General features: G+C 61.4%; 24 protein-coding genes and 4 pseudogenes. 13 read left to right on the plus strand and 15 right to left on the minus strand.

The window, feature by feature from the left end:
• Window positions 1-360 precede the first annotated feature (360 nt).
• Both ACX5I4_RS22505 and ACX5I4_RS22510 read right to left on the minus strand, forming a co-directional pair.
• Window positions 361-621 (minus strand): annotated as a pseudogene (locus ACX5I4_RS22505) (ATP-binding protein); the annotation flags it as partial.
• Between the two features lie 199 nt (window positions 622-820).
• Window positions 821-898 (minus strand): annotated as a pseudogene (locus tag ACX5I4_RS22510) (DNA-binding response regulator); the annotation flags it as partial.
• 492 nt (window positions 899-1,390) lie between these two features.
• On the opposite strand from ACX5I4_RS22510, the gene ACX5I4_RS22515 reads away from it, so the two are divergent.
• From ACX5I4_RS22515 to ACX5I4_RS22565, 11 genes and pseudogenes are all read left to right on the plus strand, one after another.
• Entirely contained in the window at window positions 1,391-2,335 is a 945-nt protein-coding gene (locus tag ACX5I4_RS22515) for an ABC transporter ATP-binding protein (RefSeq protein WP_461838821.1), read from the plus strand.
• Window positions 2,336-2,480: 145 nt separating this feature from the next.
• Window positions 2,481-3,233, plus strand: coding sequence for an ABC transporter permease (locus tag ACX5I4_RS22520; protein ID WP_461838822.1), 753 nt, complete (start codon window positions 2,481-2,483; stop codon window positions 3,231-3,233).
• A 35-nt stretch (window positions 3,234-3,268) separates the two neighbouring features.
• Window positions 3,269-4,621, plus strand: coding sequence for a sensor histidine kinase (locus tag ACX5I4_RS22525; RefSeq protein ID WP_461838823.1), 1,353 nt, complete (start codon window positions 3,269-3,271; stop codon window positions 4,619-4,621).
• Window positions 4,618-5,316: a response regulator gene (locus ACX5I4_RS22530; RefSeq protein ID WP_461838824.1), complete on the plus strand. Its 699-nt coding sequence runs from the start codon at window positions 4,618-4,620 to the stop codon at window positions 5,314-5,316. Before ACX5I4_RS22525 ends, ACX5I4_RS22530 begins: the two co-directional genes overlap by 4 nt.
• Window positions 5,317-5,898: 582 nt before the next feature.
• Window positions 5,899-7,467, plus strand: a complete 1,569-nt coding sequence (locus ACX5I4_RS22535; protein ID WP_461838825.1) for an ABC transporter permease — start codon at window positions 5,899-5,901, stop codon at window positions 7,465-7,467.
• Window positions 7,468-7,480: 13 nt separating this feature from the next.
• Window positions 7,481-8,149, plus strand: coding sequence for an ABC transporter ATP-binding protein (locus tag ACX5I4_RS22540; RefSeq protein WP_461838826.1), 669 nt, complete (start codon window positions 7,481-7,483; stop codon window positions 8,147-8,149).
• 130 nt (window positions 8,150-8,279) lie between these two features.
• Window positions 8,280-8,608, plus strand: a pseudogene (locus ACX5I4_RS22545) (HAD hydrolase family protein); the annotation flags it as partial.
• An 88-nt stretch (window positions 8,609-8,696) separates the two neighbouring features.
• A complete protein-coding gene (locus tag ACX5I4_RS22550) occupies window positions 8,697-9,149 on the plus strand; it encodes a hypothetical protein (protein WP_461838827.1) in 453 nt (150 codons plus the stop codon).
• A 118-nt stretch (window positions 9,150-9,267) separates the two neighbouring features.
• Complete coding sequence (locus ACX5I4_RS22555) at window positions 9,268-9,498, plus strand: hypothetical protein (protein WP_461838828.1); 231 nt, start codon at window positions 9,268-9,270, stop codon at window positions 9,496-9,498.
• 39 nt (window positions 9,499-9,537) lie between these two features.
• Entirely contained in the window at window positions 9,538-11,085 is a 1,548-nt protein-coding gene (locus ACX5I4_RS22560; RefSeq protein ID WP_461838829.1) for a multicopper oxidase family protein, read from the plus strand.
• Window positions 11,086-11,726: 641 nt separating this feature from the next.
• A complete protein-coding gene (locus tag ACX5I4_RS22565; RefSeq protein WP_461838830.1) occupies window positions 11,727-12,053 on the plus strand; it encodes a hypothetical protein in 327 nt (108 codons plus the stop codon).
• Between the two features lie 266 nt (window positions 12,054-12,319).
• Here ACX5I4_RS22565 and ACX5I4_RS22570 read toward each other — a convergent pair whose 3' ends face one another.
• The 5 genes from ACX5I4_RS22570 to ACX5I4_RS22590 form a co-directional block, all read right to left on the minus strand.
• Window positions 12,320-13,693, minus strand: coding sequence for a putative Ig domain-containing protein (locus tag ACX5I4_RS22570; protein WP_461838831.1), 1,374 nt, complete (start codon window positions 13,691-13,693; stop codon window positions 12,320-12,322).
• A gap of 152 nt (window positions 13,694-13,845) precedes the next feature.
• The gene (locus tag ACX5I4_RS22575; protein WP_461838832.1) at window positions 13,846-14,481 is read right to left on the minus strand and encodes a response regulator; all 636 of its coding nucleotides are present in this window, start codon (window positions 14,479-14,481) and stop codon (window positions 13,846-13,848) included.
• A 237-nt stretch (window positions 14,482-14,718) separates the two neighbouring features.
• On the minus strand, window positions 14,719-15,279 hold the full coding sequence (locus ACX5I4_RS22580; protein WP_461838833.1) for an aldo/keto reductase: 561 nt from the start codon (window positions 15,277-15,279) through the stop codon (window positions 14,719-14,721).
• Window positions 15,273-15,491, minus strand: coding sequence for a hypothetical protein (locus tag ACX5I4_RS22585; protein ID WP_461838834.1), 219 nt, complete (start codon window positions 15,489-15,491; stop codon window positions 15,273-15,275). The genes ACX5I4_RS22580 and ACX5I4_RS22585 overlap by 7 nt, the downstream gene beginning before the upstream one ends.
• 76 nt (window positions 15,492-15,567) lie before the next feature.
• Window positions 15,568-15,822 carry a nitrilase-related carbon-nitrogen hydrolase gene (locus tag ACX5I4_RS22590; protein ID WP_461838835.1) on the minus strand — a complete coding sequence of 85 codons (255 nt, stop codon included), beginning with the start codon at window positions 15,820-15,822 and terminating at the stop codon, window positions 15,568-15,570.
• Between the two features lie 261 nt (window positions 15,823-16,083).
• On the opposite strand from ACX5I4_RS22590, the gene ACX5I4_RS22595 reads away from it, so the two are divergent.
• Window positions 16,084-17,034 (plus strand): AraC-like ligand-binding domain-containing protein, encoded by a 951-nt coding sequence (locus ACX5I4_RS22595; protein ID WP_461838836.1) that lies wholly within the window; start codon window positions 16,084-16,086, stop codon window positions 17,032-17,034.
• A gap of 636 nt (window positions 17,035-17,670) precedes the next feature.
• Here the strand turns inward: ACX5I4_RS22595 and wecB are convergent.
• From wecB to ACX5I4_RS22635, 8 genes are all read right to left on the minus strand, one after another.
• Window positions 17,671-18,867 (minus strand): non-hydrolyzing UDP-N-acetylglucosamine 2-epimerase, encoded by a 1,197-nt coding sequence (wecB, locus tag ACX5I4_RS22600; protein WP_461838837.1) that lies wholly within the window; start codon window positions 18,865-18,867, stop codon window positions 17,671-17,673.
• Between the two features lie 452 nt (window positions 18,868-19,319).
• The gene (wsfD, locus tag ACX5I4_RS22605) at window positions 19,320-20,963 is read right to left on the minus strand and encodes a glycan biosynthesis hexose transferase WsfD (protein ID WP_461838838.1); all 1,644 of its coding nucleotides are present in this window, start codon (window positions 20,961-20,963) and stop codon (window positions 19,320-19,322) included.
• Entirely contained in the window at window positions 20,956-21,852 is an 897-nt protein-coding gene (locus tag ACX5I4_RS22610) for a septum formation family protein (RefSeq protein WP_461838839.1), read from the minus strand. The genes wsfD and ACX5I4_RS22610 overlap by 8 nt, the downstream gene beginning before the upstream one ends.
• Complete coding sequence (gene xrtS, locus ACX5I4_RS22615) at window positions 21,842-22,432, minus strand: exosortase S (RefSeq protein WP_461838840.1); 591 nt, start codon at window positions 22,430-22,432, stop codon at window positions 21,842-21,844. Before xrtS ends, ACX5I4_RS22610 begins: the two co-directional genes overlap by 11 nt.
• A gap of 5 nt (window positions 22,433-22,437) precedes the next feature.
• A complete protein-coding gene (locus tag ACX5I4_RS22620; RefSeq protein ID WP_461838841.1) occupies window positions 22,438-23,799 on the minus strand; it encodes a glycosyltransferase family 2 protein in 1,362 nt (453 codons plus the stop codon).
• Between the two features lie 92 nt (window positions 23,800-23,891).
• Entirely contained in the window at window positions 23,892-24,074 is a 183-nt protein-coding gene (locus ACX5I4_RS22625; RefSeq protein ID WP_461838842.1) for a hypothetical protein, read from the minus strand.
• A 42-nt stretch (window positions 24,075-24,116) separates the two neighbouring features.
• The gene (locus tag ACX5I4_RS22630) at window positions 24,117-24,734 is read right to left on the minus strand and encodes a PVV-CTERM domain-containing choice-of-anchor G protein (protein ID WP_461838866.1); all 618 of its coding nucleotides are present in this window, start codon (window positions 24,732-24,734) and stop codon (window positions 24,117-24,119) included.
• 29 nt (window positions 24,735-24,763) lie between these two features.
• Window positions 24,764-25,432 carry a choice-of-anchor G family protein gene (locus tag ACX5I4_RS22635; protein ID WP_461838843.1) on the minus strand — a complete coding sequence of 223 codons (669 nt, stop codon included), beginning with the start codon at window positions 25,430-25,432 and terminating at the stop codon, window positions 24,764-24,766.
• Between the two features lie 318 nt (window positions 25,433-25,750).
• Between ACX5I4_RS22635 and ACX5I4_RS22640 the strand changes: the two are divergent.
• Window positions 25,751-26,524, plus strand: a pseudogene (locus ACX5I4_RS22640) (ParB/RepB/Spo0J family partition protein); the annotation flags it as partial.
• Window positions 26,525-26,691 lie beyond the last annotated feature (167 nt).

Here is a 26,691-nt window from a genome sequence, read left to right on the forward strand (position 1 = left end):
CAAACTGTCCACCCGCCGTCACGGCACCCGGCGGTCCATTGACTGGTTTAGCTTTCCGCAATCCCGTTGATCCGGCATGGGCACGAGGCACCCATATCGTTAGTCGAACCGGCCAGCGCACCAGAGCTTCATGCCGATCAGTCACAACATCATTCCTTCCTACCGGGTTCCGGCGGTGAAGTAGGAGGACTAAAGATAAAGGTCGTTTTGAACCACGGGGCCGGGTCGTCCGCTAATGTCGCACGGATCGAAAGGAACCTCATCCCACGCATATACAGATGCTTTGGAGGTTAGGGAAGTCAGCCTTTCACCGCGCCCGGCCGGAGTGAACCGCTTGCTTGGTACCAGATCTCAGCAGGGTTATGAAGGTTGTTGAGCCATGGTCTGGGCGAGGCGGTAGGAGTCGGTTCCGGTTTCGATGATGGTGCCGTTGAAGGTGAGCCGATCAACGATGGCGGCGCAGAGCCGTGGGTCGGTGAAGGTTTTTGTCCAGCCGGAGAAGGATTCGTTGGAGGCGATCGCGACCGATGCTTTCTCTTCTCTCTCGGTGAGGACCTGGAAGAGGAGGTCGGCGCCGCGTTTGTCCACCTCCATGTAGCCAAGTTCGTCGATGCCAAGCAGGTGTTCAGACGATATGACGGTGGGCTGCTCCGGGCGCGGTCAAGGCCGGTTTGACGGGAGTGCTACATATCTTTGCATGATCACACAGCCATTTCATTGATGGTCTGCCGCAATTCAAATTGGACGCTGCGATGATGGGTAGCCCGTGGCCATGGAACCATTGCCCAGAGCCCTGTCGGTCTATCTTGTGGCGTGCGGGCTAGTAGTCGGGGTTGCTTGGGGTGACCAGACCGGTTTCGTAGGCGTAGACGACGGCTTGGATGCGGTCGCGGAGGTGAGTGACCATCACCGTCAGGGAATGAAAGTGCACGCTGAGAGCAGATGCGGTGCACACAACATCCTGAGTGAACTTGTACCTTCTGTGCGCCTTTCGTCGAGAGTGTGGCTCGTTCTGGAGCTTTCCGAGGCCCAGCAGCATCTCGGCGGCTGGCCTTCGATTATCAAGGCGAATGCAAAACCCTGCCATAGCGAGTCGCAGGGCCGAGTTCATTGCTGACTGGGCGAAGGTCCTGGCCTGGTGAGGAAATACGCACGATCCGGCAACCATGCTGGCTGGAGCCGCGATCTGGCAATCACTTTCCGCATGTGGCCACTTATGCATTGGCCACAACGAGGATTTCGCTGGTCTGCGGGTGGTGGTACTTACGGTGTAGATCTAGGGGAAAACTAACGCCTGGAGAATCAACCATGTGGACACCCTGATGGCGAACGGTGATTTGTAACGTTGGTGGTGCTAATCGTCGTCAATACAGATAGGTGAGGGATTATCGTGATTGAGGTCAGGGATTTGAGGAAGACCTACGGTGACAAAGTCGCCGTAAGCGGAATCAGTTTCTCGGTTCGTCCTGGCTCGGTGACCGGGTTTCTGGGTCCGAATGGTGCTGGGAAGTCCACGACGATGCGGATAATCATGGGCTTGGACCGGCCTACCTCGGGTATGGCTACGGTCAATGGGAAGGCGTATGCCCTGCATCGTGACCCTCTGCATCAGGTTGGTGCTTTGCTTGATGCCAAAGCCGTGCACACTAGCCGAAGCGCGTACAAGCATCTTCTAGCCATGGCTGCGACACACCGCATCCCGACTTCCCGCGTGCACGAGGTCATCGAAATGACCGGCCTCACCGCGGTGGCGAAGAAGAAGGCAGGTGGGTTCTCCTTGGGTATGGGGCAACGCCTTGGTATCGCGGCGGCTCTGTTGGGAGACCCAGAGACGTTGATTTTGGACGAACCCATCAACGGGCTGGACCCCGAAGGCGTGTTGTGGGTCAGGAACCTAGTTCGAGGTCTCGCGTCGCAAGGTAAGACCGTGTTCCTGTCCTCCCATCTGATGTCCGAAATGGCACAAACCGCCGAACATCTGGTGGTTATCGGTAGGGGGCGGATCCTCGCCGACGCCCCCATGGCGGAGATCATCGCCCGTGGACAGGCGAAAACTCTCGTACGGACACCGGAAGTATCCAGGCTGTTCGTAATGCTGACCGGCGATGGGGTCACCGTCGAGGTCAAAGACGCCGAAACCATGGAAATCACTGGTCTTGACTCGGGACAAATCGCCAGGATCGCCCATCAGAACGGTCTGTTGATCAACGAAATTTCCACCCAGAAACAATCCCTGGAAGAAGCCTATTTCGAGCTCACCAAGGACGAAGTCGAATACCGTTCCAGTGTCCCCGATATCACCAACGCCCAGCCCACTCCACGGAACGGACGGTAGAAAAGTTATGAGTACGTTCTCCGACACCACCAATGCCCGTCGGTCTTCGGCACCTTCAACAGGCTCCTCTGGAGTTGTCTTCTCCGGAGTCCTGAAATCCGAGTGGATCAAATTCACATCCCTACTTTCTACAAAGATCCTATTGGTGCTGACCTTCGTGGCCATCACCGGTCTCGGAACCGTCAGCGCCCTAGCCCAACACGCCATCCTGGAAGAGTTCCGTAAGGCAAAGGCCCAGGGCGCCACCCTCACGGTGAATGGTCAGGGGGACCCTGCGGCTGTCATCAGTCTCTCCAACCTGCCCAGTGCAGGGCTAGGACTCGGCATCGCGATCCTTGGAGCATTGGCAGTGATGTTCATTGCATCCGAATACACGACGGGGATGATCCGCTCAACCGTAGCCGCGGTACCGAGGCGAGTGCCTGTGTTCACCGCGAAAGCTGTCGTTCTCGTCGTCGCGTCCTACGTAATCACCCTGCTCGCCGCGGTGGCGACTTCCCTCATAGGGATGGCGATCTTCAAGGGTACCGACTTTGAATTAAGCTGGTCCACCGAAGGTCTCCTTTACGGTGTCCTCACCGCGGGCCTATACGTAGCCGGAGCCTCCTTGATCGCCCTGTCCTTGGGCACCCTCCTGCGGAACTCCGCCGCCGGGATTACCGTCCTGCTGGGTCTGTTCTTCGTCCTGCCCCTTGCGGGAACCTTCCTTGGTCAAATCCCGGGGGATTTCTGGAAGTATGTTCCGCAGTATCTGCCCACCGAAGCGGGTGGACGCTTCCTGGTCATCGGCCATACCGACGGTATTATTGACCCTTGGCACGGCGGAATTATCTTCCTCGGCTACATCCTGATCTTCCTCGTTCCCGCAGTGACCATACTCAAGAAGCGCGACGTCTAAGCGGCTAGACCTCTCGAAGAAACGGCACAAACATCGTGACTTTGGAACCCCTGGACGCATCGGCGAGCAGTTTCGATGCGTCCCCCTTCCAAATGCCGGTCAAGCCTCACGGCCGGATCCGGAGCTACTTGAACGCTCACCCTCATGCCTTGGACGCTGTGGTGATCCTGAGCTATCTTGTGCTTGTAACACCGACCATTATCGACGCTGGAAGCACCAGGGCATGGCCTGCAGCCCTCATTCTCCTCCTCGATGCGGGAGCCTTACTTCTACGCCGGGCCCACCCAATAGGCCTAGTCGCATTCGGCCTCGCTTCGACGGTCGTTTCCTCCGTCTTTTACCACGGGGTCAATAGCATTTCGACGGTTGTGTGGTTTGGCCTCTATGCGGTCGCCACCTCGCGGAATCGGCGGCTCACGTTGGCCGTCACAGGCCTTGTCACGGCCGCAATGATCCTTATTTACATCCTGACAGGGCACGGGCCGGCTACCGTCACTATCAGACAAGAGAACCCCGCTGACTTCCAACTGCAACCGGTGACTGGGGACTACGGAATCGGTACCGCCCTGAGTAACGTAGCTGGGATTACGATGACCAATCTCCTCGCCGCCGGGTTGGGGGGCATTGTCCGGCAGCGGCGGCTCTACGAGGAACAAGTCACCGTATGGGCAGAAAGAACGGCCGAGCTCGGGGCCGCCACTGAACGCAACCGCATCGCCCGCGAAACGCACGACGTTGTCGCGCATTCCCTGACGGTGATGGTCACACTTGCCGATGCCGCAGGTATCGGGGTAAGGAAAAACCCGGGCCGGGCTGAAGAACTGATCGCTGAACTCTCACGGACCGGACGCTCGGCCCTCTCTGACATGCGCAGCGTGCTGACCGTTCTGCGCGACAACGAGCCATCCGGCCTCGCCATCCGCGAACCACTCATCACCCCGGACAGCATCGAGAAACTACTCACCGGCTTCCGCGCGACAGGACTCCCCCTGGAATACAAACATACCGGCGCAGCTTTGCCCAACGACCCTGCGTTCCGACTCACGGTCTACCGGATCATCCAAGAATCCCTCACCAACGTACTGCGCTATGCCCGGCTACCAGGCCACGTAAACGTCAGAATCAATCGGGACGGGACCACCGTGATAATCGACGTTACCGACGACGGGAAAGGCACTGACGCGGACATTTCGGTTCCATCCCACCCACGTCCCGCGGATAGATCCATCACAGGCACCGGGCGAGGCATTGCCGGCATGAAGGAACGCGCCCGAATATACAACGGCACAATGAGCGCCGGCCCCATGGACGGGGGCGGCTGGCGAGTCCACGCCCAACTCACCTGGAAACCAGCTACCAACAGCTACGACCGGACGGAGACAGCATGAACCACGACGGGGTGATCACGGTCATGCTCGTCGATGACCAGCCACTGCTAAGAGCTGGATTCAGGTTCATTATCGAAAATGAGGAATCTCTCCAAGTCGTCGCAGAGGCCAGCGACGGCGCCGAGGCCATCGAACTCGCAACGAAACTGAAGCCTGACGTCATTCTCATGGACATACGCATGCCGAATATGGATGGAATCGAAGCAACACGTATCATCACAGCCGCCAACACCACCTCACACGTGGTCATCCTCACCACCTTCGATCTCGACGAATACGCCTTCGAAGGACTCCACGCCGGCGCATCCGCCTTCCTCCTCAAGGACGCATCCCCGACCGAGCTCATCAACGCCATCCACATCGTCTCTTCCGGTGATTCCGTCGTGGCCCCACGAATAACCAAACGCCTCGTGGAAACATACATCCGCGGAAATGCCACCGGTCACGCAAAAACAACCCCGAGCCTCCCCGATCCGCTCCTCAAAGAACTCACGCCCCGCGAAACCGAAATCCTCAAATCACTGGCGGAAGGACTCAGCAACCCCGAAATCGCCCACCGCTACGTCCTGGCAGAGTCCACAGTCAAAACCCACATCCACCGCGTCCTGACAAAACTCCACCTCCGCGACCGCATCCAAGCCGTCGTCTACGCCTACGAAACCGGTCTGGTCACCCCAAGCAACCCCGACTACTAGCCCGCACGCCCACAAGATAGACCGACAGGGCTCTGGGCAATGGTTCCATGGCCACGGGCTAACTCGGCCTTAGCGGCGCTTGTGATACTCCTCGCTGTCGTCGCGGTCAAGGCGGTCGCCTATCCAGTAGCACTTCAGGTTGCAACGTTCTATGTTCCAGCTCGTCTATTGCCGTCGTGGTTCCTTGCACGACACGGCGTCAGTTACCGACTGAGTCAGTCGAGTGCAGTGATTGGTCCGATGATGGTCGCAATAGCGCTCGTCATTTCTTCCCCGGCGATTACCACGAGGACGTGCTTTCATAGCCGTCTTTCCTGACGGCAAGTCAGAGCTCTCGGTACTTATATCCCGGCGTGAAATGAGAATGTCTGCGCCTCTTCCAGCACCCTTGTTGATTGGTTTTGGGGAATATCACAGATTACATCCAGTTTTTGTACAGCGTGGGGTGCCATTATTCTCTGAGTCTAAAATGAAGGAAGCCCAACACGCAGTAGTGGGACAGGCATAGGACTCGTCTTTCCGATGGTTACCCGGCATTTTCGAGCGTTTATCTATACGTCAGTGCCGGTCCTTTGCAGCGTCATGGAAGACCCCGCTGCTGGTAATCCGGCACGGCTAGCCCGAGCAAAGTTTGAAAGGTTCACTCCGGTACATCCGCCGGAGAACCGGAGTCGAGGAGGACTTTTGTACGTCATCTCAAACGCGTTGAAAAACGTGCTGCGAAACAAGGGTAGAAACATTCTGCTCTTCGTTTCCATACTCGTCATCATTGTGACCTGCGGTATCGCTTTGATGATTCAGAATGCCAGCACCAGCATCATCAACGACTACAAGTCACGCTTTGGTACGCAGGTGTACCTCACCCCGGACTTCCAAAAGCTGGCAAGTACTGGCGCGGCATATCCGACGATCTCGCAGGAGCAACAGAAGCAGATCGCCAAGTCATCGTCTTTGAAGGAATGGGCCGCAACGGCTACGGACCAGCTCGCCCCCCTCAGCGGGGTCAAAGCGGTCGACGCCGACGCTAAGGAAGCCCAAGAGAAAGACGGAAAATCTTTCTCAACAACGTCCGGTGGGGACGGGAGCAGTGCTCGGACACGGCCCAGCGCCAAACTGGTCGCCGCCACCGATTTGCCCAAGGAGGAGAAGTTCCGCAAGGGCGAACGTTCGCTCCTTGAAGGGACAGCTCCGAAAGTGGACGGTGAAGCCCTGATCTCCAAAGAATTCGCCGAACTAAACAAACTGAAGGTGGGAGACTCCTTCAAGAGCGATTCGAGTTTTGATGCTACCGAGGGCGCCAAGACGATCACTTACGAGTTGAAAGTGGTCGGAATCTACGCAGACACAGCTTCGGCCTATCCTTCAGGTTTTCCCATGAACATCAAAGAACCAATACTGAACAACCGCAATGAGATCTACACCACATACAACACGGTGCATCAGCAATACTCAGCTCCCGGAGCCATCATCCCTGAATTGCACATGACCTACGTCCTCAAGTCACCGGAGGCGTTGGATACGTTCAGAAAGGATGTCCAGGCAGCAGGTGTAGACGTCAATAAGTGGTCGTTCAAGACCGACCTGGAGAGTTACAACAACATCGTCAAACCCGTGGACAACATGCGCAACTTGGCAACCGTGTTCCTGATCGTTGTGCTCATTCTCGGTGGTGGGATCCTGGTGCTCATCTCGATGATCGCCGTCCGGGAACGGAAGTACGAAATTGGCGTCCTCCGCGCGATGGGCATGCCGAAACGGAAAGTCCTGACCGGATTCCTCACCGAATCAGTGGCACTGACCTTCGCGGCACTGCTCATTGCTTTGCCGTTGACCTTCGTCGCCGCGAAACCCATCGCTGATGGGCTACTGCACAGCCAAAATGACGCGTACGCAAACTCTGCCGAGGCTGCATCTCAACCGAACACCGGGAAGCCCAGCGGCGGGTTCATTATTGGTGCGACCGACGGCATCGTGGACACCGCCCCAAAGAAGAACACCGGCGGTCTCACATCGTTGGACGTGCCGCTTGGCCCCGATTCGATCCTGCAACTCGGTCTCCTCTCAACGGTCCTGGCTGCTCTGGCGAGCGTGATCGGCATCGTGAATATCAGCCGGTTTGAGCCGATCAAAATTCTTTCGGACCGGAACTAAGGAGAACGTGAACATGTCTTTGCTGACGCTGGAAAACATTGAATACCGGTACCACGGCGCGAAAAGGAATGCCCTCAATGGAATCTCAACCACATTCCATCCCGGGATGATCAACGTCATCCTCGGGAAATCCGGATCCGGAAAGACGACGCTGCTGTCCCTGCTGTCAGGACTGGACAAAGTGACCACAGGCCGGATCCTGTACAAGGGCAAGGACCTTAGCAAATCTGATCGTGACGCATACCGCGCACAGGAAATCGGGGTCGTGTTCCAGTCGTATAACCTGCTCACGACCGCGACCGCCGTGGACAACGTGGTACTCGCCACACGGATCTCCGGAGCCACGGGACGCCACCTCACCAGCCGCGCCTATGCGCTGCTGGATTCAGTGGGCATCGACCGGGAAACAGCAGATCGCCGCGTCCTCAAGCTCTCCGGCGGAGAGCAACAACGCGTCGGCATCGCGCGTGCACTCTCCCACGATCCATCCATCGTGATCGCCGACGAACCCACCGGGAACCTCGATAAGGAAACCCAACGATCAATCATGGGAATCTTCACGCGACTCGCACACGACGAAGGCAAATGTGTCATCATCGTCACGCATTCCACCTCCGTGGCCTCATACGCCGACCACACCCACAAGATGGACCGAGGCCACCTCAGCACTGTCAAAACATGAGCCCCAAAGCCCCCATCGCGACACCCGCCCACCAATGCCTGCCCCGAAACCGACACCAACCCTGCCAGCCAGTCCCAGACGAGCCACACCAAGACTCACAGTTGGATACTTCACTTTTTCACAAGCCCCCAAGAAGGGCGCCGAACTGCAGGTCCGAGGCCTGAAAGTGGCGATGGTCGGGGACGGCGTCAACGATTCCCCGGCTGGCCCGTGCCGAGGTCGTCGTCGCCATCGGCGCTGGCACTGACGTGGTCATGGAAGCAGCCGGGGTGATCCTGGCCGGCAATGACCCACGGGCCGTGCTGTCCATGGTGGACCTGTCCAGGGCAAACTACACCAAGATGTGGCAGACCTCGTATGGGGCGCCAGGTACAATGTCGTCGCCGTCTCTCTCACCGCCGGAGCCTTGTCGTTCGCCGGGATCATCCTCTCTCCGGTGCCGGCGCGATCCTGATGTCGGGCTGCGGGCAGGGCGCTGCCCGCAGCCCGATATTCTAACCAAGGGGTCCGGTCCGTTAAGAGCAAGCCTTCCGGGAGGAGGAACACCATGACTACTGCCATCAGCGCTAGCATCGAGGTGTTCCTTCGCCGGGCGGGCCTGTTCGCGGGCATGGTGGCCATCATTGCCGGGATCCTCGGCATGCACATCCTTTCGGGTTCCCATGACATGACCCTTTCCGCCAGCGGGTCTGCAGCCGGAATGCTGCACACCGGCCATGTGATGGGCGACGCCGGCGGACAACCACAGGCCTTGGTAAGCCATCCGGACGCGGCGCTATCGCCATCGGCCTCCTTCTGCCCCGCCCCGGCCGCATTCCCAAGCATGTCCACCATGGACCAGGAATGCATCCCGGCCCCTGGAAGCACTTCCTTCGACGTCCCCCTGCCGGGCACAACGTGCAGGACGCATCGCGTGCAAATAGGCACCGACCACGGTGCAGGGCGTTCGTATGTTTCTTCAAGCCCGTCACCGGGGGATCTGGGTATCAGCCGGACATAGGACAAGACTGCCGCGCGGAATCCTTGCCGCGCCAGACCTTTTCCTCGACGCACCGACGTAGCCCGAACGGGTTCGCGCGACGGTGCCACACTGACGGCGCCATGCGCCCCCTGATGTCTTGAAGGCCCCTGAATTCAATGAAGAAGTTTCTGACCACATTCCGTTCTCCTTGACGGCGCTGGGCCTGGTCAGTTCCGACCTGGCCCTGGTACGCCGCCACATCCGAATCGTCAACATCGCCGTGGCGTCCATGCTCATCAGCCTTGGCGTGCTCATGGTCACCGGCGTCAGGGGGCAGTGGATCAACCACCTGCAAAACCTCGCCGGAACCTTCCTCACCCCCATCTGACCCTGCCGGACCCTTGCTCCGCAGACCAAAGGACTTCCCATGCACAACGATCTGAACAGACGCCACTTCCTCGCCCTGTCCGTGGCCGCAGCCGCCGCCGCGGCGCTGGCCGCCTGCACCAATACCCCTGCAGCGGCCACGCCGGAACGTGTCGTGCCCACCGACCCTGCAGTCGCAGATTATGAATCCCGGCGCCCCTTCTCCGGGACCACCGTGAACCAGCCGTTGAACGCCGCTGCACTCACTGCAGCGGTTGCCGGCAAAACGGTCACCACTTGGGGCTATAACGCGGGTTTGGGGGGCCCCACCATCCGCGCCAAGGCCGGGGACCGGCTCACCGTGGACCTGGCCAACGCCCTGCCGGAGGAGACTTCCATCCATTGGCATGGGCTGGCCTTGCGGAACGACCAGGACGGCGTCCAACACATCACTCAGGACCCGGTCGGTGCCGGTGCCGGATTCAGCTACGACTTCCGGCTCGCCCACCCCGGCACCTACTGGTACCACTCGCACATGGAGCTCCAGCGCGAACGTGCCCTTTACGGGGCCCTGATCGTGGAGGACCCGAAGGAACCGCTCAGCTACGACAGGGACTGGGTGATCGTCCTGGATGACTGGATGGACGGCATCACCGGAACCCCCGACGACGTCCTGAAGGAACTGGAGCAGGGCATGTCCATGGGCGGCATGGACCACGGCTCCATGGGTTCCTCACCCGCACATTCATCCGGGTCCATGGGTATGGGGATGAAGCACATGCTCATGGGATCACGCAGCGACTTCCTGGGCGGGGACGCCGGGGACGTCAGCTACCCCTTCCACCTGTTCAATTCGAAGGCGCCCGAGGACGCCGAAGTCTTCCAGGCCAGGGCCGGGGAAGTTGTCCGGTTGCGGGTCATCAACGCGGCCGGGGACACCGCCTACCGTCTTGGCATCCCGGGGCAGAAGCTGACGCTCACCCACACGGACGGGTTCCCGGTCCGGCACCAAGACGTGGACGCCGTCGTGCTCGGCATGGGCGAACGCATCGATGCCCTGCTCACGGTCCGGGAGGGCTTCACGCCCGTCCTGGCCCTGCCCGAAGGGAAGATCGGCAAAGCCCTGGGGTTCATCGGCACCGGAACAGGCAAGAAGCCGCTGCCGGCGGTCCTTCCGGACACGCTGGAGGGCACCGTCATGGACGGCGGGCAACTCAAGGCCGACCCCTCCGTCGCGCTGGCGGCCAAGGCCCCCGACCGCACCCACGAACTCACGCTCACCGGAGGGATGGAGAAATACGACTGGGGCATCAACGGGAACCGGTTCGACATGGCCAAACCGTTCGAGCATGCCTTCGATGTGAAGGCCGGTGAACGCGTCCAGGTGGCATTCGTGAACGACACCGACATGTGGCACCCGATGCACCTGCACGGGCACACCTTCCAGGTCGGGGCGGACGGGGCCCGCAAAGACACCGTCATTGTCCGCCCGAAACAGACCGTCACAGTGATCTTCGACGCGGACAACCCGGGCCAGTGGCTTGTCCATTGCCACAACTCCTACCACGCAGAGCGGGGCATGATGGCCCTCTTCTCCTACGCTAAATGAGCGGCACCATGCGGACTCTGGCAGCGTCGGAATTGTTCATCCCCTCACCCACCTTCAGCGCTTTTTGAACTGGGCCGCTGACCGTCCGCTTCTACGCGCTCTGTCTTCTGGCCGGGATCATCCTCGGCACTTGGCTGACTGCGCGCTGTCTCCGGGCCCGGGAAGGCGCCACGGCCCAGGAACACTGTGATGTAGGCGGTGCCCTTCAGGATCGTCGGAGGCGGCTCTACCACGTCATCACGGACAACCAAGCTGTACTTCGGCCACGGGAAAGACCCCTGGGAATCTGACGGGCAGGGTGGCTCCCTTCCATGGGCAGGATCCCGGAACCTATGTCGCGTAGGTCGTTGGGCGACGTTCCTGGGGACAAGTAAGGTCCCGCCTGATGGGGGACCATGCGGGACACGGCCCCTGTACCAAGGCCGCCTGACAGGTCAAGGCAGGGCGTCTTGCGGATGCGCCGGCAGTAGGCCCGTCGGCATCCCGTGTCTGTCCGGTGGAGGGCGGCGGGCACCGGCCCGAAAACCGGTACCCGCCGCCAAACCCCGCTCAGGGGGTTATGTGCCAGACCCAGCGGATCAGTTCAACCACGAGGCGGATGACGTTGATCGCAAGGTTCCAGGCGGGCCAGCCGCCGGTCAATGGCCGCCGCACTCATGCGGTCCAGCATCGCTGCCTGCCCGTCGGTGAGGTCCAGGACCTTTCTTGGCCCGCAGCATCGGCACCAGGCCCGGCAGCATCGGAGCCAGCAGCTTGCCCGCCGGGCCCCGCAGCACCGCCCGGCACAGCACGAGCCCGTCCTGCATGTCGGCCCCGTACACGGGGGCGCGTCCCGGCCTGACGGGCTGTGGCCGCGGCGGATCGAACGCATGCCGCTACACCGCCCGGGCGTGGTCCCGGTGCCAGCCGGTCAGCTCGACAAGCTCATCCAGGATCCGCCCCTTCCTGGCCCGTCACCGGTCCGGTAGGACTAGGCCAGGTGCTTCGTGACGGCTTTGCGTTCACCCATCGTCAATCCCATCCCTCAAGGATCTCCGCGGCCACCCTTCCCGGACCTTTTCCCATGAGGCAACGTATCCGGCTACGCGGAGGTTTTTTATGAGTCAACGCGGGCTATTGACATCTTGGCTTGCGGGGCCAGGTTGTCTGATCTGTGGAAGCCTGGGCCACTCATGCAATTCAGCCTGGCCTCCAGCGGCCCAAATGGGCCGACCCGTTCTTGTTTCAGTTGCGGCTATGTCACCGTGATGGTAAACGTGCGCCAGTCCTTCTGTGCAGCAGCGTCACGCAGACGAACCTTGAACGAGTACGTTCCCGGAGTGGTTGGTGTGCCGGACAGGGTGCCGTCAGTAGCCAGCGTCACACCCGGCGGGAGCGTGCCGGAGTCGATCGTCCACGTGAACGCAGGGGTGCCGCCACGTTCGGTGAGCTTGGTCGAGTAGGCCGTACCGGCCGTGGCACCCGGGAGCGTCTTGTCGGTGAGGATCATTGGCACCTTGGTGATCTGCACCTGGGCGGTGTTCGTCGCTGCGTCGATGCCGAGGAGCTTGATGGTTGCGAGTCCGGGGTAGGTGAAGCTCTCGCCTACGTTCAGCTGCGAGTTGTAGGTGTCCCAGAAGCTACCCGTGCCCGGGTGCATGTTCAGCAGACGGGTCTGACCCTTCCACGAAGAAATCCGCAGCGAGATGCCCTGAGTCACCTTGTCGGTGGCGTTGAACTGGTCGTACTGGTTGCCAGGCACTGAGGCGCGGTGCTCGATCCAAATCTCAGCACCGTGCAGTGGGGCGTTGATCGGCAGACGCAGCGTGCGCAGGGCACCGGCGTTGTCTTCCACCGCATTGATCGTGTACACACCGTTGGTGGTCACGGTCTTCTGCTGCGAGGGCGTGATCCAGCCAAGCTGCGAGAGATGCGGTGCGTTGTACCAGCCGCCGTCGTAGCCCATCGTGTCATACACATCACCTTCGCCGTCGGATGTGCAGTTGTCTGGCTGACCGACGATGGAGTCGAAGCCGCTCTTGTACAGCACGGCAGGGTTGCCGTTCGCATCGGTGCAACGCATCACGCCGGAGTGCGCAAGACCAAGGTTGTGGCCGATCTCGTGCGTGAGCATCGGGGTGCTTGAGTACCAGTCAGCCTGCACCCAGCCGCCGCCGTTGATGCCGCCGACGTTCGCCTTGCCGCCGTTGCAGCCGGCGCCTGGGCTGGTGTAGACGATCGTGCGCAGGTACTTCGAGACGTCATAGCCCTGCGCGGTCGCTGCCGCCCTGCCCTGGTTCAACAGCTCGCCGATGTTGCAGCCCTTCGCGGCGTCAGTCATCATCACCGGGCCGATCACGTCGCCCGCAGGATTCTTCACACCGGTGAGCGAAATGCGGTTGCCCGAGACTTCTTTCAGCCAGGAGTTGGCTGAGTCGGTGCCGGTGAAGACCCGCTTCATGGCTTCGTCCGTGGTGATGTGCGGGTCGCCGTTGTCGCTGGCGAACTGGCTGGTTACGACCAGCGTGGTCTGCGGACCGTCCGGAATTGTGCCGGGAGTCGCGGCCGTTGCCGCGGGTGCGGTGAGGACACCGGCCGCCACGGCAACAATGCCTGCGCCTGCAAGCATCACCTTCCTCAGGCGTCTGGAGCTGGGACGGGATGGGAAAGGATATTTCATACGGTGAACCTTTCAGTTGTGCCTGGATTTTCTGGGAACACAGGAACCGGTATTTCTTGGTTTCATCGGACTTCGCCCAGGGGTGGGGGACCGGGCGCAGTCTATTGTGGGCGTTGTTCCTCAATTAGCCAGCCTTCGGCTAACAGGTGTTCACGTAAGGCGATGCGGGTCAACCCGCCATACCTGGATCGAAACTTGCGTCGCACCGATGCAAGTTGCTTTCTGACGGTCTCAGGCGACCGGTTCAGGGCCGTTGCGACTTCGGCGGCGGTGGGTCCTGAGCTGCCGAGGTACAGCGAAACAACTTCGTGTTCCCTGCTAGTGAGCCGAACCGGGGATCGACCGGGTGCCAGGATTGCTGCCGCGGCGTCCGGGAAGTAGGGAATGCCTTGTGCGGCGCTCTTGATCGCTGCACTCATCACGTCGGTTCCGGCAGATTTGGATATGAAGCCAAGGGCGCCAGCGTTGTGAGACTGTCGGATTACCGAGGAATCCGTGATCCCGCTGAACACAACGACTTGGGATCCAGCCGACGAAATCATTTTGATTTTGACCGAAAGAGGCAGGTTGTCGCCGAGCAACACGTCCATGAGCACGACATCGGACAAATCGCTTAGATTTGATAAGACCTCGGCCCAGCTTGCATAGCTACCTGCGACTTCAATACTGTCCGACTTCGATTTGAGCCAGATGCCAAGACACTCGCGAACTATGGCATGGTTATCGATGATGTCCACGGTGATTCTTGGTTTCGTGGCCACGTATCTCGTATAAGACACGGAATGCATTGCTCCCTTGCTACGGGCTGGGACAAACGCGGGCCCCGTCAGGGACCCAAGTTCCAGAACAATCGAACCGGGTCAACCAAAAATCGGATGACACGGAGCACTGAATCCAAGCGCACCCGGAATGTGTATTGGGCATCAGTGTTGCCGCCCTTGCCCGTAGGATGTGAGTCGTGCGTATCGCTGGCCCTATGCAGCTGCCTGGGTGGGCCCGACCGGCACTTCCTTCTCCTCGGGGAAAGTTCCCAGCCGCGTAGTACTTCTTGAAGCCCGTCGGGCTCGTATAGGCCGGCGGCGCGGGCGGGCGTTACGTAGGTGTGCCACCGCTCCATGATCTGAGTCCGAGGGTCCGGGGGGCGGAACACCGGCAGCGTCGATCTGCAGCGGGTAGCCGTACCGTGTCGCCACGGCGTTGAGTGCCGAAACGGCGCGGGAAGGTGCTCGACGGTTCCTATCGCCAGAACTGCCTGGAAAACGGCCCCCACCATCCGTACCGGCCGTTGGCTGCAAGTCGGCTCTGTCAGGTTGAGCCGAGCGGAGCGGCAGAGCGGAGGAGGCCTCGGTCACGAGTTCCTCCCAGAGGACGGCGGGGATCTGCACATCGAAGAGTTCAGCGTTCCGGGTGACTTGTTCGGCGTTGCGTGCTCCGACGCAGACGGTTGCCACGGCCGGGTGCCGTAGCGGGTATTGAATCGCTGCGGCGGGCAGCGGGACAGAGTGCCGGTCGCAGACGTCCGCGATGGCTACCACGCAAATTTCTCTCTCGTAAGGCCAAAGGGGACATCGTCGTCGAGGGCAACGGTGAAACGACCAGGTGCATCATGAGTGACAAGGATTCCGCGAAGACCCTCTGTCATGGCTTTTTCCTGCGTCAGCTTCACAGCATGGTTGAGTTCGCGCTCGAACACCTCCCTGTTGGTTGCAGTGATCGTGAAGGGATGATCATGGGTGTTTGCGCTCATCGCGCTTCCTTTCCTATTGCTGTGACTGAGTGATTTCCGGTAGACAATGAGGAACGCCGGACCGGTTTGAGCGCGCTCAATTCGTTGAAGCTAGGCTGATCGCGATGCCGAGGTCTTTGGCGGCTTTCTCAATGTGCTGAAACTCTGGGCCGCCGACTTCGATTGAGTTTTTTACGTATGGGAGGATGAACTGTGATTGCCAGGCGACTGAGTCCAGCCAGAGGAACCACGGATAGCCGGGGATCCACACCTCAGGGAAGGCGATGAGATCAGCGCCGTTTGATGCCGCCTCTTTCGCAAGGGCTATGGTCCTGTCGATGGCTCCGCTCACGTCATTTCAGACTGGCTCGGCCTGCACGGCTGCCGCACGGAACTGCTTGGTGTAATCGGACACGTTTCTCTCCTTGGGATTTTGAATCGGGCAGCAACCCGGTGTGCTGTGCAACTGACTCTAGAAATGCCCGCGCCCGCCTGCGCGACCATTCGTGCACAGCATCCGACGTTCTCTGCACACTTGCTCGATGGATCCGGCGGTTTCTGCATCCCATCCCGGTTTGGAAGCACGTCGTAACGCTGTTGATTCAATCGCGAAATGCCAGTTACCTGGGCTCAGAATGTGAGGCGGGATACAATTTCAGGTGTGCGTCAGGTTTTAGTCAATTCAGTCGCTGAGTGGGCGGAGGCGTGCAGCAGCGCGTTCGTCCCACTCAAGGTGCGTGCTGGAGTTCCCCGGTTCGCCGCGACACTGGAGCATGTTGAGCTGCCTGCGTCCGTGTCTATTAGTCGTGTTGCCAGTGAGGGTTCCGAGGTTTACCGTAGCGACCGCGTGATTGCCGAGCACCCCCGCGATGACCTGCTCCTCTCATTCCATCTTTCCGGTAGGGGTAGCGTTCTCCAGCACGACCGCGAAGCGTGTCTGAGACCCGGGAATGCAGCACTTTACGATGCATCTGTGCCCTACACGTTGAGCTTCCCGGGGCGTATGAGCGAGATCGTGCTGCAAGTGCCACGTCGCACCGTGAACCGATCAGGCCATGCTCTGACAGACATCACCGCGCGCGTTCTTCCTCCTTCGGCTAGCATGACAGCGCTCTCGAACCTCATGTGTTCCCTTGCTTCCATGGACTACATCGAGCGCGAGCGGACCGAGAGCGAGCTTCTAGCGGAAGCTCTCACTACGTTGTTGCGTGCGGCGCTTATTCCAGTAAGTCGTCCAGGTCCGACTCCCGTCAGCTCCTACGCGCTCGGATTTGCCATCCGAACGTACATTGATGGGCATTTCGCTGATCCGGAGTTGTCCGTGGAAAGCCTCGCCGGTATGCATCACGTTTCCGTGCGGCTCGTGCACAGAATTTTTGCCGATCAAGGCGAGTCGCCAGCGGCCTACATCCGGCGCAAGCGGATCACCAATTCGCACACACTGCTTCGTGAGGGTTTGCCGGTGACCAGTGCCGCAATGCGAAGCGGCTTCAAAGACTTGGACACCTTCACCAGGGCCTTCAAACGGCACTACGGCTACTTGCCGTCTACGCTCCGGCCCTGAGCCGCGCATGCGCGTGGTCAGGGACGACATCAACGCACGGGTCCAGAATCTCTACACGGACCTCACCATGAACTAGTCGGTCCGCACAAAGGCCGGCGGAAACTGGCCTACGATGCGCTCACCAAGGCCTTCCTGACTTCTGCTCTGAAGCTGACCGAGGAACTCTTTCTGGGCACCTCTGATGACACTGACGAAGTCCGCCCCACGATGTCGTACCTGTCGCGTCCCAAGGTTCTCGCTCAGACTGTTGCGGACTCCCCGAACCTGACACCGACCCGAGGTAAATTCCGGGACCGCTGGGCCTCGCATCAGCATTTTCTCGCTGACTTCATCACCTACGCGCTGACCGCCCGCCATTGGAGCCTGCATATCGCCCTGTCCCGGAGGGAGAGAACGGAGTGACGAAGTGGGGCTCGAAGACGGTTCGGGACCGGTCGACTGGGACGGTTTTCCGGGGTGGGTGAGTTGGGTGGTAATGAGATTTCTTCCTTCCGTGGAGGCGACGGGATTCGGATACTAGGCGGGCTTGTCTCTTGGTCGTTTTACATCTGTTCCCCGTCCGGTGACAGTTTTGCTGGGCCTGCATCGAAGGAGCCATCGTGCTGGCGACCTGCAATCCATTGGATGTCAGGGTATTTACCTGATGGCTGACGATCGTGCCGTTGCCGAAGAGGGCGCTCCGTGCGTCGTTCCAATTGTGGCCCGGAGCGAGGTGGCCGCGGCAACTGCCTCTTCGGACGTCGCTCCGTCTGCAATCTGGACGGCGATGTCGGCGATGCGGTTGCTGGCCATGCCGTCACCGTAAGGGGACGGGACGGACGCCAGGAGACGTTCGGGCTTGCCGGTCAAGAGCCGGTTGGCGGCCTGGCTGATGTTTTCTCCCGGTGTCAGCAGCTGGGCGAATCCGGAATCGATGGACTCGGGCCGTTCGGTGCTGCGCCTGACGACAAGCAGGGGCTTCTTCAGGACCGTACATTCTTCCTGCAGGCCGCCAGAATCTGAAACCAGGAGGGCAGCGGAGCGGGCCAGGCCCAGGAATTCGTGATGCGGTGCTGAATCAATAATCGACAAGCGGTCGGCGTACCGGTCGAGTCCGAACTCCCGCATCGCGTTGCGGGTGCGGGGATGGGCGACTAACAAGACCGGTTCGGGTATGTCGGCCAGCCCGGAGAGTATCCGTTCGAGGGCTTGCTTGGTGTCGGTGTTTTCGGGCCGGTGAATGGTGGCCAGAACGTAGCTCCGGCCGTCGTTCCACGGCAGGTTGATTCGGCTTGCGAAACTATCCGCCAAGGCCAAGGACGTTTCGGTGGCTTCGACGATGGTATTGCCGGTCACTGCGATGCTGTTGGGGTCGATGCCTTCGAGCAACAAGTTCTTGCGGTTGTTTACGGTGGCGGCGCAGTGGACATCCGCCATCGTCCCGGCCACGAGTCGGTTGATTTCTTCGGGCATTGCCCGGTCATAGGATCTTAGTTCGGCTTCCACATGGATGACGGGAATTCCCGCATAGTTGGCGGCCTGGGCAGCGGCCGAGACTGTGTTGGTGTCTCCTTGGACAATCACAGCTGCAGGTTTGTTCCGCCCAAACTCTCCTGCGATCGCTTTCATGCAGGTGGAGATCTGTGTGGCCCGGTTCTTTCCCCCGACTCCTTCGAGCACGATATCCGGACCGGGCAGGCCAAGATGCCGCTGAACTTGGCCGGAGAGCTCGTCATCAAAGTGTTGTCCGGTGTGGATCAAACGTGCGCGATCGCCAAGATGCCTCACGACGAGCGCGAGCTTGATCATTTCTGGTCTCGTGCCCATCACAACGGCGACATCGGAATCTATCACTCTGTACTCCTTGGGTGGTGGGTGCTTGGGTGGGAATGGTTCTGGTGGTGGGTCAGGTTCGCTTCCGGGTAAGAGCGAGTCGGGGGCCGCCTGCCGTGTTCGGTTGAGGGCCGGGGCTTCGACAGTCTGTCCGGATTGATTCTGATCTGGAGAATGATCATGAAGCCGGCCGCGAAGGCAAAGAGGGATATCAGTGCTCCGAGGTAGCGGTGACTGATTTCGAAGCCGAAATCTGTTCCCCACGTGTGAGTTGTCCCATGCGACCACGCCGAGACGGGTCTGGTTGATGACGAGCGTGACCACCGCGGACAAAGCAGGGCGCTGACCACTGCGGGGGAGCAATCCGCACGAGTGCGGTGCGTTCCAAGGTGTTTCCCGGAACTGGGGGATCAGGCAGCGTTACACCGCCACCGGGCATCAAAGTGGGCATCCTGATCGGCCTCCGCAAACACCTAAGCCTTGACGGGTGGATCACGTAACGGGGATTCCGAGGTTTCCGAGGCCAAAATGCTGACAAGGGCCACCAGCAACGGAACACACAAGGCTGCCAGGAACCCGGAAACTATGAGCTGGCGGTAGATCTCGGGCTGGCCGGACATCATCATGGCCGTCCAGAACTGCAGCCAGCCTCCCACCACGACCACCACGGCGAGGCGACCGACCGCGGACTTCTTCCGGGAGGCGACTGCGAGTCCCAGCAACAGGGTCAACAACTGCATCGCAACGAGTATCACGGGTGCGGCCTTCATGGCGGAGAAGAGCCCAAGAACCACCGGGAAGCGGCGATCCTTGGCGAAAGGCTCGTGCCCTTCCCCCTCCATGAATGAACCGATGTAGCCCAGTTCCGGTGTCAACATCGCAGAAATCCCGCGTTCGCCCATGCCGATCAAGCGTTCCGGGTGCGTGGCGTAGAACCCGGCGAGTTTGGCCGGGTTAACCCGCTGCTCGAACTCCGGGAACGTCGGGTTGAAGGTGGCTGAACGGGACGAGGCAGCCGTGGTACCCGTGGCGGTGATGAAGCTCTGGTCAAGGCCCAGCCATTTCAGGTCCTCTTCGGGTGCGGGACTGTGCGGCAGGATCTCGGCGAAAACCGCGTTGTAGAGGGCCAGCTCTGCGGTGCGCTTTGGCTGGGCTGCAAGGAACGCCACCGAGAACGCCGCAACGGCCACAACGGCGGTCAACGGCAGGATCCGCCCCCGCCACCGGCTACCTCCGGAGACGCGGGCACGACGCGGGACGCGGGCGCCGCCCCGCGGGAACCACAGCAGAGCCAAGGCCAGCACCGGGAGCCAGGAGACCATCTCCGGCTTCGCATAGATCGTGAAGGCGGCCGCAGCCGCCACGAACACGACTGCCAGCCAGCGGTTCCCGCGAGCGTTCCAGTAGTGCAGCAGCGCCACCGCCAGTGCCAAGATTCCGAGGAATACCGCAGGTTCGGTGTAGGGAGAAATGAAGAAGTCAGCGAAGACCCCGTCAGCCATGACCGCCGTCACGAGGCCCGCGACCAGGAGGCGGAAATTGGTGCGTCCGGGGAGCACGGCTACGAGGCTGGCGATGAGCAGACCGAAGGCGATGCAGCACACGACGCCCACGGCGCGCGTGTCCAGGCCAGGCCCCCAGCCCAGCAGCGGCGTGAGCAACTTGCCCAACCACAAGAACGCCAGTTGGGACGAGTAGACCGGCTCACCGGAGCCGCTGGCCCCGCACGCTTCACCGAAGAACTCATGCGGTGCCCAGCTCGGGTAGACAAAGCGTGTGAACTCGCCGTAGTCCCAAGGACGGACGTTTCTGACACCAAGCGCGCAGACCAGGCCATGTCCATCGCCTTGATCTGCCAACCCCACGGGGCCGGGGATGAAGAGGCGCAGGACCATGGCAAGGGCGGAGGCAACGCCCGCCAGGATGGCGGGCGTGCGGACTCCCCCGAGTGCCAGTTCGCCGGGGCCAAAAGTACGTGACAGGAACCGGGCTGCGCGCCGAAGCGGCCCCGGGTTGGGACCCTTGGCCGGCCGCACACGGGTCGGGGCAAAGTCCTCCGAAAAATGGCCCTCCGCAGCCTCCGAGGCCACCGGTTTCCCAAGCTGGAAGTCAGCCACGTGCCAGTCCTCCGTTCATCCCGGCAGCAAGTGGCGCCAGCGTCCCGGTCCACGGCTCTGGGGTGACCTGCCGTGGGGCGACTCCGCACCGAACAGCCCGGGCGCCGCCGGCGATGCGCACAAGGGGACGCACTTCCACGTTTTCCGGCAGGACCTTGGCCTGGAGGAAGTCGAGTACGAACGGCAAGCACCGCTCCTGTTGTGCAGCAAGGCTGAGCAGCGAAGCGTCCTGCCCGAACCATGCGTTGACGTCTTCGGTGGTGTGCGGTTCTGAGCAGCGGGTGTCCGCACCTTCGGACGCCAGAACGCCGTCCTTGATTTCCTGGGCGTAGCAGAGGCGTATCAGCGCCGAGTTTGGGCCGGCTAGTGCACCTTTGAGGTCAACAGTGGTTTGCTGGGGAGCCCCACCAGGTGAGGTCAACAGGACATCGCAGCGCACAGCGCGCTTTCCCGCGGCCCATTCGGCCCGGCTCGGGTAATAGCCTGTGATCGCCATGCCTGTGGTGGCGTCACGGTTGGCGCCGGACAGGTATTTCCGCAGCTCAGCCGAGGTGCACAGGTGGTTGGTGGTGGTCTGCAGTTGCTCCTGCAGCGGGCGGACGGCCTGTGCCGCCAGCGGCTCCGGGAAGCTCGCCACAAAGAACGTCTGGGTGGTGTGCGGTTCCGTGCACGCCACCGGCGGACTGCTTTCGCTGGTGGCGCCGTATTCCTCAGGTGAGGTGATCACATGGCACTGGCCCACAGCTGGAATGACCTCCATGGACGCTGCCTGCCCGGCCGGGGCCTCGCCGGCAACGATTGGGGCGCAGCCACTCAGCATAAGTGCCACTGCAAGCGCCGAAACCGGGGCGCCCAGCCGGTGCGGGATCCACGAGCGGCTACGAGGCACGCCGGCCCTTGCAGGACGATTCTGGACGGTCCTTGCGGGATACGGCTGTGCGCACCAGCACGACGATTGCGGCGACGAAGCCGAGGATCACCACGAAGGAGCCAAGGAAGTGGTGCATCACGTCAAAGCCTTGCTGGCCCCAGCTCTGCTGCGCCGCCGCAATCATGAAGTAGCGGACGGCGTTGCTAAGGCTCACGATGACGAGCGCGGTGATGGCTGCCGGTACCAGTCGCGAAACCGGGATGCGCTGCATCAGGAACAGGACTCCGGCCAAAGCAGCAATGGGTGTCAGCAGGACCGCGCTTGAGCAGAGGCCCGTCACCATGAGCGCGTATGGATGCCCGCCTCCGACGTTATGGAAGATGATGTCGTCCACGTTGTAGGCGGATCCACCGAGGATCCCGTCAAATACCGTCGCCATGAGCCAGGCTTCCGCTGCGCGAACATGCTCTTGCTGCAGCATCGCGGCAGCGGCCATGGCAAGGAAGAGCATCCCAATGAGGCCACCACCGCGGGTAGTGCGCACGGGCAGTGCCCGCGGACCGCGGGGGGCGTTGACGTTGGAGATTTCGGCGCTCATTGCCACTAGGCTTCCTTCGCTAGGAGGTTCACATCGTGCTCGTTGTTGCGGCGGGTTTTCGCCCAGCCCTGGCGGCCTGTGATCAGGCGGTAGGTGGCCCGCAGCACGGTGACGTAGTTCTGGTACATGTAGATCCAATAGCCGATGCCCCACACGACGCCCCTCAGGACGTTCTTTTCTGGCGTGACTTGTTTCCGGTACACGAGTCCCCACAGGGCAAAGGGCACCACGCCGGTGGCGAAGATCAGCGGAATGATGAACCAGGCCGCAGTGATCCATGCCTGGAAGCTGCCCATGGTGAGCGAACCCTGGGCCACCATGGTCACGAACAGGGTTGGCCACAGGACTAGGCCGACGATCTGGATGAACGGCTGGATCAGGAAGTAGCTGGACTCGATGGCGCCGACGTTGCTGAAGTACGGCGATTCGAAGATTCGCTTCAGATACGTGCTGCACTGCATGCCGCCATGGCACCACCGCGTCCGCTGCGTCAGGAGCCGCCTCAGGTCCGGGAGCGCTTCCTGCGCCACGTGTGTATCGTGCATGTACACGGTCTTGTAGCCGCCCAGCATGATGTGGATGGCCAGTTCGTAGTCCTCAAGGAGTGCACCATGCCACGGTTGTCCGGACGTTCTGGCGATGGCATCCAGCGCCGACAGCCTGGTGAATTGGCCGTTGCCGCCCAGGCCCACCGTCAGGGTGTGGCGGCGAAGTGACTGCATGGCGGCGATAGTGGTGCGGAATTCCATGTCCTGCATCAGGACGAGGTAGCGGCCAAAGGCTTTCCGGATGCGCTGGATTCCTTGCCCGCCTTTGAGCGCAGGGTCATCCAGGTTGGACATCCAGACGGCGGTTTGGGCGGCTCCGACTTCCTCGTCGCCGAACGCCATGTGGCCCGAAGCCTGACGGAAGGCATTTTCGGCAAGGTGACCGTCGGCGTCGACTACCAGGACGATCACTGAGGAACGGTCGACGTCGGACGGCAGCCACCGGTCCAGGGTCCGGTAGGCGGCGTTGAGGGCGTCGCCCTTGCCGGTGCGGGCAGCTGGCCGCCTGCGGCGCACCAAGTGGATCATGCTGTCCGCGACAGACGCGGCTTTGACGATGTCGGCCGTCGCGTCGTCGCTGTCGTCGTCAACCACCCATACGTGCGCTTCGGGAAACTTCGCGCGAAGCAGCTCCATTGTCTTCCCGACAACGACTTCCTCGTCGCGGCAGGGAATGAACACGTGCCATGAGAAGGACGTGGGGTCACCCTCTGGATCAGGTTTGCGCCGCAGGAATGGCACCAAAATGACGAGGATGTACGAGAGGAAGACCACCAGGAGCACGAAGGCGAGGGCCTGCGCGGATTCGAGTACTGACATTTACTTCCGATGCTTTTGCACGGCCCTGAAAGGCCGGAGACAGAAATGAACACAGCGGGAGGGCTCCGCACGGAGCCCTCCCGCTGATGGTGCTACGGGTTCGTGTCTGCTCCCCGCTTCGTAGCCTTGAACCTGCTGTTACGCAGGACCACGAAGCCGGTTACCAAGAGGGCGATGCCCACCAGGATGACCCAACCAAGGGCCGGCGCGCCGGTGACGGCGAGGGTGGTACTTCCGGCTGCTGCACCACCTGCAGTCCAGTTATGGCCGTACATGGGGAGTTCTCCTTCCGCCGCTGACTGATTCGCTCACCGCGATCAGACGGCAGCTGCCGCGGTCTGGCGGCGTGAGCGGACGAAGACCCAGCTCAGCAGTGCCAGGAGGCCAAGGCCGCCGCTGATCATTAGCGTGTCGGTGTTGGCCAGCGGGATTGCTGCGGCGTCCAGGTTCGGACCTACCGTTGCGTTGGCCAGATCGACGCTGGCAATGGTGTCGCGGGCCACGCCCACCCGCAGTGCGGTCTGGGTGAACGCGCCCGACGGAGCCGTTTCCTGAAGGTTGACCTTCGCCGAAACCAGGGCGGTCAGAGCGTTCCCGAGCGGAGTCACCAGGCTGGCCGTCAGGCCACCCACGACGCCGTTGATTCCGGTGCTCAGCACGCCGAGCGCGGTCTGGGCCGTGATCTTGGCGAGGTTCGGCAGGTTCAGCGGAGGACCGAGGGTATCCGGGAGGGCGTTGACTGCGGCCGTGGTGGTGGCCAGGGTGTCGGCCAGGATGGTCTGGATCTTCGTTGAGACGGCTGCCGGCAGGAACGAAATCAGGTCCGTGCCCGGAGCCAGTGAGTTGAAGTCCGGGACACCGGCAGCGGCCAGAAGGTCGGCCTCGGTGATCTGGATCGTGCCGCTGGCAAGAGGGTTGGCGATGGGCAGGCCCACTGCGTTCAAGGCAACGTTGGCGGTGTTGATCAGGGGGAAACAGCGGTGTTGACGCCCTCGACGATCGTGCCGCCAACTTCAGCCGAAACACCTGAGATTGCGAAGGCACCCTGAGGTGCTGTGCCCTGGTCCTTCTTGGCTGCTGCCGCCAGAGTGGTGATCTGGAGGTCTACGTTCACCAGGTCGGCACCACCCAGGATGCCGGCGGTGCCGAGGTTGATCCGGGCCGCGGGAAGGGCCGGGTTGCCGGATGAGGGCAGGCCGCCAGGCAGGGTCACCAGACCCGGAGCGCCGGAGACGGTGCCGGAGAAGGCAGCCGAGGAGCCGTCGTTGACGGCCTTGCCGTACTGGCTGACCGCACCGATCTGGATGATGCCGTTGTCGCCCAACAGCGGGATGTTGCCGGAGCCCACGTTGACAACACCGAAGGCTGCACTCAGGTCGAGCGGGGTGTTGCTCTCGATGACCGCCGGGCCGGCCGGCGGAGTTCCGATTTGCTCGGCCGTTGCCGCCCCGTTGGAGGCGATGCTGGCGAAGTTCGGAAGTGCCAGAACCGAACCGTCGATGATCTGGCCGCTGCCGAGCGAAATGACGTCAGTCGGATCAGCGTTGGCGGCCGGCGCCACCAGGCCCACTGCCAGTACAGTGGCCGCGGTAATGCCGACCGCTGTAGGCCAAAGTTTCTTCTTCGTATTCAAGTTATTTCCCCTTGCGAACGTTGCGGACACGCAGTGTTTCCGGCAACTGAGACCACGAGGGTGCTATCGCCCCCCCGGCTGCAACCTAACAAGCGAATTTGGCCGTCCCGGCAGGGTACCCCAAAGGGGGTAACGCGCTTGTTACCGGCTAGTACTTCAGTCGCGTTTGTTTCCCGTGTGTCGGCGTTTTAACCGGACTTCAGGATCTGTCCATGTTGGTCCTGTCGGGCGGGTGATGATGTTTGCGTGGCGGATGTGAGGGAATGGGCCGAGGTGATGGCAGCGCCTGTTGCCGCAGTCGTTGAATACAACGTGGTGAAGCGCTCCCGGGCCGCCGCCCTCGCGGCGCTGATCGCGGAACTGGAAACCCAAGGGAAGACCATCGTGGAGGACGCCGGGAACTACGCCGACGAAGAGAGCCTGTACGTCTCAGCGGCAAACCGGGCAGATGGAGAACCGGCCACCGAGGAGGACGCCAACGCCTACGTCATCAGCACCGACTACCGGGGCCAGCACAACGCTAAGCCCGTCATCACCGGGTGGAAAGAACTCGGCTTCACCCCGAAGTACGAACGCTACGACAGCGGCACCCAGGCCCAGAAAGGCCCGATGAGCGATGAGCAGAAGGCCGAGCGGAAAACCCTGATTGCCAACAACAAAGCCATGAAATCGGCAACGACCGTGCGCCGCGACTGGGTCAAGACCCTGCTGGCCCGCAAGATCGCGCCGAAGGGATGGCAGTACTTCACAGTCCACGCGATCACCCACCACCCCGAAACCGCCAGCGGCTACGACGGGAAGATGGCTGCCGAAATGATCGGAGCCAAGTTCGAGGACAGCGACCGCTGGGCGTGGAACCCGCTCCGGGACCACGTCGCCGCGAGCAAGGCACGGCCCGAGATATCCCTGATCGCGCTCGTCTGCGCCGGGTACGAGAAGACGATCGTCAAGGACTCGTGGCGCTCGGCCAGCGAGCGGCATGCCGACTACCTCGGCCAGCTCGTGGCATGGGGATACACCCCTGCCGAGGTCGAACAGATCATCCTCGACAAGCACACTCCCGCCGAAACCAGCAAGGAAACAGCGGAATAGCACCGGCGTGCCGGGCGGAACCCCCACCGCCCGGCACAGCCCCCGGCCACTTACCACCCGCAGCCCGGGAACCGTGAAATGTCGGGCGGGCCGCCGCACCAGGGCGAACCAAACGCTGCTGGTCACCAGCGGCGACCCGCCGTTCAACGCCACCAACAAGCGCGGCC

It is taken from the genome of Arthrobacter sp. MMS24-S77 (assembly GCF_054888235.1).